General features: G+C 63.3%; 12 protein-coding genes. 4 read left to right on the forward strand and 8 right to left on the reverse strand.

The features are described 5' to 3' along the window. Positions 1 to 250: 250 nt before the first annotated feature. Positions 251 to 586 carry a TIGR02300 family protein gene (locus GBJ34_RS14710; protein WP_151719979.1) on the reverse strand — a complete coding sequence of 112 codons (336 nt, stop codon included), beginning with the start codon at positions 584 to 586 and terminating at the stop codon, positions 251 to 253. 162 nt (positions 587 to 748) lie between these two features. On the opposite strand from GBJ34_RS14710, the gene GBJ34_RS14715 reads away from it, so the two are divergent. Continuing rightward, positions 749 to 1,456 (forward strand): M48 family metallopeptidase, encoded by a 708-nt coding sequence (locus tag GBJ34_RS14715; protein WP_151719980.1) that lies wholly within the window; start codon positions 749 to 751, stop codon positions 1,454 to 1,456. A 102-nt stretch (positions 1,457 to 1,558) separates the two neighbouring features. Next, entirely contained in the window at positions 1,559 to 2,203 is a 645-nt protein-coding gene (locus GBJ34_RS14720; RefSeq protein ID WP_151719981.1) for a GntR family transcriptional regulator, read from the forward strand. A 108-nt stretch (positions 2,204 to 2,311) separates the two neighbouring features. On the opposite strand, the gene leuB is transcribed toward GBJ34_RS14720, so the two are convergent. The 6 genes from leuB to leuC form a co-directional block, all read right to left on the reverse strand. Next, positions 2,312 to 3,418 carry a 3-isopropylmalate dehydrogenase gene (gene leuB / locus GBJ34_RS14725; RefSeq protein WP_151719982.1) on the reverse strand — a complete coding sequence of 369 codons (1,107 nt, stop codon included), beginning with the start codon at positions 3,416 to 3,418 and terminating at the stop codon, positions 2,312 to 2,314. 112 nt (positions 3,419 to 3,530) lie between these two features. Continuing rightward, entirely contained in the window at positions 3,531 to 4,541 is a 1,011-nt protein-coding gene (locus tag GBJ34_RS14730; protein ID WP_151719983.1) for an endonuclease/exonuclease/phosphatase family protein, read from the reverse strand. Between the two features lie 83 nt (positions 4,542 to 4,624). Beyond that, on the reverse strand, positions 4,625 to 5,416 hold the full coding sequence (locus tag GBJ34_RS14735) for a hypothetical protein (protein WP_226341200.1): 792 nt from the start codon (positions 5,414 to 5,416) through the stop codon (positions 4,625 to 4,627). Between the two features lie 384 nt (positions 5,417 to 5,800). After that, positions 5,801 to 6,406, reverse strand: coding sequence for a 3-isopropylmalate dehydratase small subunit (gene leuD / locus GBJ34_RS14740; protein WP_151719984.1), 606 nt, complete (start codon positions 6,404 to 6,406; stop codon positions 5,801 to 5,803). Positions 6,407 to 6,427: 21 nt separating this feature from the next. Next, on the reverse strand, positions 6,428 to 7,114 hold the full coding sequence (locus GBJ34_RS14745; protein ID WP_151719985.1) for a DUF429 domain-containing protein: 687 nt from the start codon (positions 7,112 to 7,114) through the stop codon (positions 6,428 to 6,430). Continuing rightward, on the reverse strand, positions 7,114 to 8,532 hold the full coding sequence (gene leuC / locus GBJ34_RS14750; RefSeq protein WP_151719986.1) for a 3-isopropylmalate dehydratase large subunit: 1,419 nt from the start codon (positions 8,530 to 8,532) through the stop codon (positions 7,114 to 7,116). Before leuC ends, GBJ34_RS14745 begins: the two co-directional genes overlap by 1 nt. Positions 8,533 to 9,090: 558 nt before the next feature. On the opposite strand from leuC, the gene rsfS reads away from it, so the two are divergent. Together rsfS and rlmH are read left to right on the forward strand one after the other, a co-directional pair. Continuing rightward, positions 9,091 to 9,453 (forward strand): ribosome silencing factor, encoded by a 363-nt coding sequence (rsfS, locus tag GBJ34_RS14755; RefSeq protein WP_151719987.1) that lies wholly within the window; start codon positions 9,091 to 9,093, stop codon positions 9,451 to 9,453. Next, positions 9,453 to 9,923 carry a 23S rRNA (pseudouridine(1915)-N(3))-methyltransferase RlmH gene (rlmH, locus tag GBJ34_RS14760; protein ID WP_151719988.1) on the forward strand — a complete coding sequence of 157 codons (471 nt, stop codon included), beginning with the start codon at positions 9,453 to 9,455 and terminating at the stop codon, positions 9,921 to 9,923. Before rsfS ends, rlmH begins: the two co-directional genes overlap by 1 nt. Positions 9,924 to 9,954: 31 nt before the next feature. Here rlmH and GBJ34_RS20600 read toward each other — a convergent pair whose 3' ends face one another. Then, positions 9,955 to 10,701 (reverse strand): calcium-binding protein, encoded by a 747-nt coding sequence (locus GBJ34_RS20600; RefSeq protein WP_226341199.1) that lies wholly within the window; start codon positions 10,699 to 10,701, stop codon positions 9,955 to 9,957. Between the last annotated feature and the right edge of the window lie 84 nt (positions 10,702 to 10,785).

The raw sequence follows: 10,785 nt of genomic DNA on the forward strand, positions 1-10,785 counted from the left end.
CGATGAGCCGATGAGCCGATGAGCCGATGAGCCGATGAGCCGATGAGCCGATGAGCCGATGAGCCGATGAGCCGATGAGCCGATGAGCCGATGAGCGCATCGGGGCCGAGGCTGTCAAAGGAAATCTGGTGCGTCGCGCCGAAAGCCGGGTGCACGCTGCGCATGGAAAAGGAAGTGCCCCTTCATGTCCAAGACATGCGCCGGGTTGATCGCGCGCCCCGGCCGCAAGACGGGCCGGGGCGGGAATCTATCAGACGTCTTCCTCATCGCCGGCCACATCGGTCAGCTCGTCAAGCGAGACATTGTCGTCGCTGTCATCTTCCAGCAGATCGTCTTCCATATCGGCATCGTCGCTGACGCCGCCTGCCAGCAGATCTTCATCGGTGTCCAGATCGTCGACCAGAACGTCATCATCCTTCTCGGGCACATTGCGCGAGATGACCGCGGCGGCCATCTTGCGGCGCGCGCTTTCGATATCCACGATCTCGCCGGTATAGGGGCTGACGATCGGGCTGCGGTTCAGGTCATAGAAGCGTTTGCCGGTGGTCGGGCAGAGGCGCTTCGTCCCCCATTCAGCATTGGGCATGGTGATTCCCTGAGTTCAAGGCCCCGTATGGGCCGGAATCGGGCAGCTTGGCCCGCGAATGCTGGCCCATGCCACAGGCCACGCGCCCTGTCAAAGCCTTTTCGTGTGCCTTGCGGGGCGCGCTCATCCGGCTATTCTGGCCAGGCTTTCGCAAGGACCAATATGCCGATCCTTCCCCCCTCGCTTCCGGGGCAGATGCCCATCGAGATCACGCTGCGCCGTTCGGCGCGGGCGCGGCGCTTTTCGTTGCGGGTTTCACGGCTGGACGGACGGGTAACGCTGTCGATTCCGACACGCGCGCGCGAGGCCGATGCCCTGGCCTTTGCCCGCGCGCAAGAGGCCTGGCTGCGCCGCGCGCTGATCGCGGTGCCGCCCGAGGATCTGCCCGCGTTCGGCGGCAGCCTGCCGGTGGAAGGGGTGGCACGCCGCCTGCTTCCGGGCACCGGAAGGGCCCCGAAGCTGGAGGCCGAGGCGTTGCTGGTGCCGGGGGATCCGGCGCAACTGGGGCGGCGGCTCGCCGCGTTTCTGAAAACACTGGCGCGGGATCGGCTGGCGGCCGCCTCCGATCATTACGCGACGTTGCTGGGGCGGCCCTATACCAGCCTCAGCCTGCGCGACACCCGGTCGCGTTGGGGCAGTTGCACCCATGACGGGCGGCTGATGTATAGCTGGCGGCTGATCATGGCCCCGCCACAGGTGCTGGATTATGTTTGCGCCCATGAGGTGGCGCATCTGGCGCAGATGAACCACTCCCCCGCCTTCTGGGCCGAGGTGGCGCGGCTGATGCCCGATTACGAGGTGCCGCGCCGCTGGTTGAAGGCCAAGGGACAGGCGCTGCACGCGATCCGATTTGACAGTGCCTCAAATTGACAACGCGCCAAAATCGCGGCGCGCCAAAATGACGTCACCCAGATCAGCCGCGCGCCAGATGGGCCTTGACCCCCGCCTGCGCCGGGTGTTTCGCTGCCCGGCATGAAGCCCGCGCGCCCCCCCGCAGATACCGCCACCCATGAACGGCTTTACCGTAGCCTGCGCCAACAGGTCATGCATGGCGAACTGGCCCCTGGCCAGGCCTTGACCCTGCGTGGTCTTGGCAAGCAATTCGGCGTGTCGATGACCCCTGCGCGTGAAGCGGTGCGCCGGCTGGTGGCCGAAGGTGCGCTGACGCTTTCGTCATCGGGGCGGGTCGCCACCCCCGAACTCACCTCGGAACGGATCGAGGAACTGGCCTCGATCCGCGCCTTGCTGGAGCCGGAGCTTGCCAGCCGCGCCCTGCCCCGCGCGCATTTCGCGCTGATCGACCGGCTGACCGCGATCAATGCAGCCAATGCCGAGGCCGTGGCACGGCAGGATTCGGTCGCTTATATTCGCACCAATCTGGAGTTTCACCGCACGCTTTATCTGCGGGCGCAGGCTCCGGCGATGCTGGCCATTCTGGAAACGGTCTGGCTGCAACTGGGGCCAACGATGCGCGCGCTCTATTCCCGGCTGCGCCGGAACGAGCCGCCGCATCACCACCGGCTGATCCTTGCCGCCTTGCGGGCGGGCGACGAGCCGGGCCTGCGCCTTGCGATCCGCAGCGATGTGACGCAAGGCCTGCGCCATCTGGCCAGCTAGGAAAACGCATCCCGCGCCCTGTCAGACGGCACCCTGTCAGCGGATGAGAGCAGCAAACGCAAGAGGCCCGCCAAAATGGCGGGCCTTTGTATTGAAGGGCCGTTTCTCTCAGAGGCTTGCGTCCAGCGCCGCCACGATCGCATCACCCATGGCAGCGGTCGAGATCGGGGTGCCGCCTTCGGGCCCCATCAGATCAGCCGTGCGATAGCCATCCGCCAGCACCTTCTCTACCGCTTTCTCAAGACGCTCGGCCTCGTCACCAAGGTCGAACGAATAGCGCAGCGCCATTGCGAAGGACAACACACAGGCAATCGGGTTGGCCTTGCCCTGACCGGCAATATCGGGTGCCGAGCCATGCACCGGCTCATACAGTGCCTTCGGGCGACCGTTGGCCATCGGCGCGCCAAGGCTTGCCGAAGGCAGCATCCCAAGCGAGCCGGTCAGCATTGCTGCCGCATCCGACAGCAGATCGCCGAACAGGTTGTCGGTCACGATCACGTCGAACTGCTTGGGCCAGCGGCACAGCTGCATCGCGCCCGCATCGGCGTACATATGCGACAGCTCGACATCGGGATATTCCTTGTCATGGATTTCCTGCACGACCTGACGCCACAGGATGCCGGATTCCATCACATTGGCCTTCTCCATCGAGCAGACCTTGTTGCTGCGACGGCGTGCAAGCTCGAAAGCCGAACGCGCGACGCGGGCGATCTCGGATTCCGTGTAACGCTGGGTGTTGATGCCCACGCGCTCATTGCCTTCGGTGAAGATGCCACGCGGCTCGCCGAAATAGATGCCCGAGGTCAGTTCGCGCACGATGACGATATCGAGGCCACCGACGACCTCTCTCTTCAGGCTGGAAAAATCGGCCAGCGCATCAAAGCATTGGGCCGGGCGCAGGTTGGAATAAAGATCCATCTCCTTGCGCAGACGCAGCAAGCCGCGCTCGGGCTTCACGCTGAAATCAAGCGTGTCATATTTCGGGCCGCCCACGGCCCCCAGCAGAACGGCGTCCACCTCTTGTGCCTTGGCCATGGTGTCGTCATGCAGCGGCGTGCCATGCTTGTCATAGGCGCAACCGCCCACGAGGTCTTCGCTGACATCGAAGGTGATGCCGCGCTTTGCGTCATACCAGCCGATGATCTTTTTCACCTCGGCCATGACTTCGGGACCGATGCCGTCACCGGCAAGGATAAGGATGGAAGGATTGGCCACTTCGAGGCTCCCTGAACTGCAAAAGGCTTGCCCGGTGGCCTAGCCCCTGGGGGCAGTTGGGTCAAGCGGCGTTGGGGATTTTCCGCAGCCGCCAAGGTGCCTTCGCGGCCCTTCAGGGCAAATCGATCTCCACCCAGACCGGGGCATGGTTCGATGCCTGCGCCAGCGTCTCGGCCATTGGCCCCGGCGCTGGCCATAGAATGCCGGAATCCGTCACCCGCAACCCGGTCGATGGCAGGACGTAATCGACCCGCAGCCCGCCCGCACCATTGGTGAACAGCGCGGTATCAAGGGCCGGGTCACCGCGATGCGCGGGCTCTGCCCGCCCATGGCTGCCCCGCGGTGCCGTGTCCTGCACATGGGCGCCCTGCAGCAAGGCCAGGATCGCACCCGGCCGCCCGTCGCCGTCTTCGGGGTCCAGATTGGCGTCCCCCAGCAGCACGAAGGGCGGCGCCGGGGGCGGGTAAGGCAAGGCCCCTTCCATCAGGCGCAGCCAGAAGGCGGATTCGTCATGATTGCGGCGGCCATTGCGATCTTCGGGTCCGTCAAAAACCGGCGGGGTCGCGGCATATCCCATCACCGCCATGTTCTGCCCATTCGGCAACCGCACCGGCACCTGCCAGTGATTCACCGAAGAAAGGCGCTGCATCGCCCGCTCGACCTCGGTCATATCCGGCGGCAGAAGCGCGCCCGGCAGATCGGCCCATAGAAAATCGGTGTAATCCTGCGCCGCGTCGGTCACGATCGGCAGACGCGACAGCAACGCCATGCCACCCTGCCCCTGAAAGCGGCCATAACCCATGGCGTCACGCGCCTGATTGAGCCGCCCGTTGCGATCCAGATCAAGCCCGGTCGGCAATCCGGCATTGGGCGGGCGCGCATAATGATAGGGATAAGACAGGCCCGCCGCTGCCAGCCGATCCACCAATGCCGCAAGCGCCAGCTGCCTTGTGTCGTAATCCACCCCGGTCAGCAGCAGGATATCGGCATCCAGTTCCCGCAGGACTGCCATGAAGGCCTCGATCTGCGGCATGTTTTCGCGGCGCAGATCCTGCAATAGCAGCCCCGGCCCCCGGCGCGTCAGATCGGCATTCCATGTGGCGATGCGCAGCGTCTCGGCCATCGCCGGTGCCGTCGTCAGAGCCGCACAACAGGCCAAAATCATACGGGCCAGTTTCAGGTGGGCCAGTGTCAGGTGGGCCGGTCTCAGGCGGGCAGATAGCCCGAGCCTTCCTCCACCCCTTCGGTGCGGCGTTTGGCCCGGATCATCGTCGCGATCTTGCTCATCGCGATGCCGCGCATCAGCAAGCTGCAGGGAAGGAAGGACCATGCCGTCATCGTCCAGATCAGGGTTTGCGGTGAGGTCAGCGTCAGCGGCTCGAACCCAGCCGAGCCGATCTTCACCACGGCCGGGATCAGGAAGGGCAACAGGAACCCGAACGCCACGTTCAGACGGGCGTCGCGCTCCAATCGGGTCACGATATCACCGCTTGCGGTCGGGTCAAAGGTCGGAAGATTGACCCAGACATTGAACCCGCCAACCTGATTGGGCCAGCTTTGCAGCTTGAGCACCAAGACAAAGACCATAAGCCCCAGAAGCGAAATCAGATAGGCCATGCCCGCTGCTGTGGCGACCGCCATCTGCTGGGCCTCGGATGCGTCATCGGCCAGCATCAGCTTGGCCAGGCGCACCGGGGAATATGGAAAGTCCAGCGCATTGCCCACCATGATGCCAAGCGCATTGAACAGCGTCGACAATGTCGTCGGTGTGACCTGCGCCTTTTCGATCACGGTCAGGAAGAAGACGGTGATGAACAGGATCATGAAGCGGATGCGGTTGAAGGGCGGCGCATCGCGGAATTCGACCAGGCCAGGATAGGTGGTCTTGTATTCGGCGAAGGTCAGCGCAGCCGCAAATAGCGCAATCAGCGCCACCATCTGCTTGCCATCCGACCCCAGGCCGGGCAACAGCGCAGAGGGTGTGGCGATCAACACCATGACAAAGAACGCCCGCAACGCGGCGCCTGTCAGTCTTGAAACCACAGCTTTGCCTTCCTCGATCCGAGCCGATCCGATGCTTTGCCGGACCTTGTTCCCGATAAATCCCCGCGCATTGTGGCGGGCTGCCTCAATCTTGCCCAAGTTTTGCCTTCTTTCGATCCCAGCCGCAATGGTCTGGAATATAACACTTGGTTAATGCGGCATTTCCTTGGCCAAACTGTCGCCAGATTGCATCAAATTGCGCTGAAAAAAGGCCGCCCCGGCCAGTTGGGCACGGGGCGGCACAAGATGTTGTGGCGAAATCAGATCCCGGACCTATCGATCAAGCAAGGCCGTCTGGGCGCAAGATGCCCCTGCCCTGCCGGATTGACCGCGACGCGATCAGACCCAGGGGCGCAGCCCCTTGGTCTTGCTTTCGAAGCTGTCGATGCTGGACGCCTTTTCCAGCGTCAGGCCGATATCGTCCAAGCCGTTGATCAGGCAATGCTTGCGGAACGGATCGACATCAAAGCCAAAGCTCTGCCCATCCGAGGTGGTGACGGTCTGGTTTTCCAGATCGATGGTCATCCGGGCATTGCCGCCACGCTCGGCGTCCTGCATCAGCACATCGACCACTTCTTGCGGCATGACGATGGGCAGGATGCCGTTCTTGAAGCAGTTGTTGAAGAAGATATCGGCAAAGCTGGTGGAGATCACGCAGCGGATGCCGAAATCCAGCAGCGCCCAAGGCGCGTGTTCCCGCGACGAACCGCAGCCAAAATTGTCGCCCGCGACAATGATCTCGGCCTGGCGGTAGGACGGCTTGTTCAGCACGAAATCGGCAATCTCGGCCCCGTCCTGCGTAAAGCGCATCTCGTCAAACAGGTTCTTGCCAAGGCCGGAACGCTGGATGGTTTTGAGGAACTGCTTGGGGATGATCATATCGGTATCGATATTGACCAGCGGCATGGGTGCCGCGATCCCGGTGATGGTGGTGAACTTGTCCATGGCTTACTCGCTTGTGGAAGGTCAGGCGACCATTTGCATAGGGAGACCAAAGGCGTCGAACGCTGCCGCCTCGGGGAATGATAGATGTTGCGCCCTGGAAAGACGCGCGGCCGTCCAGGCCATGATTGTCGCGTCCAGAAGGTCGTCGGTTTGCGCGACAGGTGTCAGCTCAGACAGGTCGAATGTCTCGATTTTCAACCCATGCCGAGCAAGACACCCAATGCGTGTGCAGGCCCCGAGGGCAGACTTCTTGGGTGCAAGGATCGGGTGGCCATGCGCCAATGCGAACGAAAGCTCGGGATGTCCCTCGCGGATAAGCGTTCCCTTGACGGACCGAACCAACGCATCCAACTCGCGAATCTTGGGCACAATCGCCCATGACATCGGAGGGATGCTCTTGCCTGAGGCCTCCAGATTGATGCGAATTGCAGCGGTATAGTCTGCCGTCTCCACGGCTGCCCGAACCGGCGTATTGAACACCGATGCCCTTTTCCCGTTCAGCCAGGACGCAACCGCAACCTCGCATGGGCGCGGGGATTGGGTCGATGACAGGCCGATCGGCATGTCGACAACAACCCAAGCCGCAGCGCCCCGCTCGATGAGGCGCTGCAAACTGGTATCGCTCAGCACCGAAACTGCCTTGAAATCCGGATCGGTCACGCAACCGATCCAGCCTCCCTTGCAGCCATCAATGCCAAGCACCTGCATCACGCGTTTTCCGTCATCAGCTCCCGCACATCGGTCAGATGGCCGGTGACGGCGGCCGCTGCGGCCATTGCGGGCGACAGCAGATGGGTGCGCCCGCCGCGGCCCTGACGGCCCTCGAAATTGCGGTTCGAGGTAGCGGCGCAACGCTCACCCGGGGTCAACTGGTCGGGGTTCATGGCAAGGCACATGGAGCAGCCCGCCAGACGCCATTCAAAGCCCGCATCGATGAAGATCTGGGCCAACCCCTCTTCCTCGGCCTGCGCCCGCACAAGGCCCGATCCCGGCACGACCATCGCCCGCATTCCGGGGACGATCTTCTTGCCCTTCAGGATTGCGGCGGCCGCGCGCAGATCCTCGATCCGGCCATTGGTGCAGGAGCCGATGAAGACCGTGTCGATCTTGATTTCGCTCAGCTTCTGGCCGGGGGTCAGACCCATATATTCCAGCGAACGGCGCGCGGCCTCGACCTTGCCGCCCGTGAAATCCTCGGGCGAGGGCACGGTGCCGGTGATCGGCAGCACGTCTTCGGGGCTGGTGCCCCAGGTAACGACCGGGGCGATATCCTCGCCCTTCAGCACCACGACCTTGTCGAAATGCGCGCCCTCATCGGTGAACAGCGTCTTCCAATAGGCAAGTGCTGCCTCCCATGCCGCGCCTTTCGGCGCGTGCGGCCGGCCCATGACATAGGCAAACGTCACCTCGTCGGGGGCGATCAGACCGGCGCGGGCACCGCCCTCAATCGCCATGTTGCAGACGGTCATCCGGCCTTCCATCGACAATTCGCGGATCGCCTGACCGCAATATTCGATGACATAGCCGGTGCCGCCTGCGGTGCCGGTGGCACCGATCACGGACAGGGTGATGTCCTTGGCGGTGACACCGGGGCGCAAGGACCCGGTGATCTCCACCTTCATATTCTTCGACTTCTGCTGGATCAGCGTCTGGGTCGCCAGAACATGCTCCACCTCTGACGTGCCGATCCCGTGCGCCAACGAGCCGAAGGCACCATGGGTCGCGGTGTGGCTGTCACCACAGACCACGGTCATGCCCGGCAGGGTCCAGCCCTGTTCGGGGCCCACGATATGCACGATGCCCTGACGCACATCCGAGACCGGATAATAGTTCACGCCGAAATCGCGGGCATTCTTGTCGAGCGCCTCGACCTGGATGCGCGATTCCTCGTTCTCGATGCCCTTGGCGCGGTCCAGCGTGGTCGGAACGTTATGGTCCGGCACGGCAATGGTCTTTTCCGGGGCGCGCACCTTGCGGCCCGTCATGCGCAGACCTTCAAAGGCCTGCGGACTGGTCACTTCATGGACCAGATGGCGGTCGATATAGAGCAGGCAGGTGCCGTCCTCGGCCTGATGGACGACATGGTCGTCCCAGATCTTGTCATAAAGCGTACGCGGAGCGGTCATGGCTCTCACCTTCATCTTTGGGATAGCTGTGGGTATCTCGGGCGATATGCGGCGCGGCGAGATCGACGGAGGCCACGATTTTTCGACGAAAAATCGCGGGCGCTTAAGCGTCAAAGTCGCGCGAGGGCGGTGCGGGTCATGCCGAAAAAGCGGGCCGGAAGCCGCGCATGATCGGTGATGTTGAAGTAGATGAACCCGTGCATAAGGTCTAGATACGCCCGAATCCCCTTGCAGGCAAGGATCGATCGCCCCGATTGCGCCCATGGCTGCGGCAGGCCGAAGGTGAATCTGCGGCAAGGGGCCCGATCCGGTGCAGTTTCCCGACGGATTCCCCCGCCTTTCGCCCGGCCCCGCCTTGCCGATGCCGCGCAAAACCTGTAAGGCCCACGCCTTGCATTGCACAGGCACGCGCGCCCCGAGATTGAGTCGGAGCCGTGTCGGTGCTACCCTATCCGGGTTCCCCCTGCGTCGGGGCATTGGGCGCGCTATCTGGAGGACGATGTCCTGTCTCATTCTGATCCTGCGACCGGGCTTCCGGTCGGACCGAGGGCCGCGCGGATGACCGATGCCGACCCGTCAAGCGAAGTGCTTCTCGAAGCCGTCATCGCCTCGCTCGAGGATGACAAGGCCGAGGATATCGTGAAAATCGACCTGCGCGGCCGCTCTGAGATGGCCGATTACATGGTGATCTGCTCGGGCCGGTCGTCGCGTCAGGTCGCGGCCATCTCCGAAAAGCTGATGGACCGGCTGAAGACCGCTTTCGGGCGCCTCAGCAAGATCGAAGGCAAAGAGACCGGCGACTGGGTGCTGATCGACACCGCCGATGTGATCGTGCATGTCTTCCGCCCCGAAGTGCGCGAATTCTACCAGCTTGAGAAAATGTGGCTGCCCGCCGATCAGCAGCGCAGCGCCAAGGCCTGATGCGGGTCCATCTTTGCGCGGTGGGCCGGCTGCGTTCCGGCCCCGAGCGCGACCTGATTGACGATTACGTCACGCGATTTGACCGCACCGGCCGCGCCCTGGCGCTTGGCCCCTTTTCCGAACACGAGATCGAGGATCGCAAGGGCGGCGGCATGGAGGCCGAGGCCCCCCTGCTCGAACGCGCGATCCCGTCGGGCGCGATGCTGGTCACGCTGGATGAGCGCGGCAAGCTGGTCTCCAGCCCCGAATTTGCCGAGATGCTGGCGCGGTGGCGCGATGGCGGGCGGCAGGATCTGGCCTTTGTGATCGGCGGGGCCGATGGCATCGCACCCGGGCTGCGGGCGCGCGCCGATGCCTCGATCAGCTTTGGCAAGATGGTCTGGCCGCATATGCTGGTGCGGGTCATGCTCGCCGAACAGCTTTACCGCGCGGCCTCGATCCTTGCCGGATCGCCCTATCACCGGGCATAAGAGCCGGATTTAAGATCCGCCAGATTGCGGATCAGAACAGGAAGTCGTCGGCGCTGAAGTCGCGCAGCCGGGCATCCTCGACGAAGACCACCGTGCTGCCATGGGTGATGCGCAGATCATCGCCCATCTGCTTCAACGCCAGATCGCCCATCCTGGTCGCGCCCTTGAACACCAGAAGATCCTGACCCTGCTCAAAATCGGTGATGCGGTCGCGCCCATCGGCCCGGCCAAAGTGGAACTGATCTGCCCCTGCCCCGCCGGTCAGCTGGTCATTGCCCTTGCCGCCAAACAGCCGGTCATTGCCCGCGTCCCCGATCAGCCGGTCATTGCCGGTTTCACCAAACAGCCGGTCATTGCCCGCGCCACCGCTGAGCGTGTCATTGCCACCCGCGCCGCGGATCACATCATTGCCGCCATAGCCAAGCGCGCGGTCACCGCCCGCAGACAGAACCATCGTATCAGCCTTGGCAAACAGCTTGGGCAACACGCTGGCGGCCTTGCCATTGCCGAACAGATCCATCAGCGCATTTTCGCGCAGATTGCCAAGGCCACTGATCTTCACAAGCTGGCGGTCATCGGCGTCACTGATGCTGAGGCCGCGCACCAGATCATTGTCGCGGGTATTGGTGAACGGACCCCGCAGGGTCAGAAGCAGACTGCCGCCGCTGCTGAGCGACACGGCCCCCGCGCTGATATAATCAAAGATCCTCAGTGCATCGGCATCTGGAAAGCTCAGCTTCGTGAAGTTCACGGCGCGTTGCGCGGTCACGGTAACCATTTCACCCACTCCAATCACAAATCCCGGCTTGTCTTCCGGGCAACCGCGGGCCATGGCCCTTGCGCGGCATTTAGCGCCCTGCCC

Source organism: Gemmobacter serpentinus, from assembly GCF_008973825.1.
Classification (GTDB): Bacteria; Pseudomonadota; Alphaproteobacteria; order Rhodobacterales; family Rhodobacteraceae; genus Gemmobacter; species Gemmobacter serpentinus.

Coding starts and splice junctions, on each gene's coding strand:
- GBJ34_RS14710 (WP_151719979.1), bottom strand. CDS start 586: ATGCCCAATGCTGAATGGGGGACGAAGCGCCTCTGCCCGACCACCGGC.
- GBJ34_RS14715 (WP_151719980.1), top strand. CDS start 749: ATGCCGATCCTTCCCCCCTCGCTTCCGGGGCAGATGCCCATCGAGATC.
- GBJ34_RS14720 (WP_151719981.1), top strand. CDS start 1,559: ATGAAGCCCGCGCGCCCCCCCGCAGATACCGCCACCCATGAACGGCTT.
- GBJ34_RS14730 (WP_151719983.1), bottom strand. CDS start 4,541: ATGGCCGAGACGCTGCGCATCGCCACATGGAATGCCGATCTGACGCGC.
- GBJ34_RS14735 (WP_226341200.1), bottom strand. CDS start 5,416: ATGGTGTTGATCGCCACACCCTCTGCGCTGTTGCCCGGCCTGGGGTCG.
- leuD (WP_151719984.1), bottom strand. CDS start 6,406: ATGGACAAGTTCACCACCATCACCGGGATCGCGGCACCCATGCCGCTG.
- GBJ34_RS14745 (WP_151719985.1), bottom strand. CDS start 7,114: ATGCAGGTGCTTGGCATTGATGGCTGCAAGGGAGGCTGGATCGGTTGC.
- leuC (WP_151719986.1), bottom strand. CDS start 8,532: ATGACCGCTCCGCGTACGCTTTATGACAAGATCTGGGACGACCATGTC.
- rsfS (WP_151719987.1), top strand. CDS start 9,091: ATGACCGATGCCGACCCGTCAAGCGAAGTGCTTCTCGAAGCCGTCATC.
- rlmH (WP_151719988.1), top strand. CDS start 9,453: ATGCGGGTCCATCTTTGCGCGGTGGGCCGGCTGCGTTCCGGCCCCGAG.
- GBJ34_RS20600 (WP_226341199.1), bottom strand. CDS start 10,701: ATGGTTACCGTGACCGCGCAACGCGCCGTGAACTTCACGAAGCTGAGC.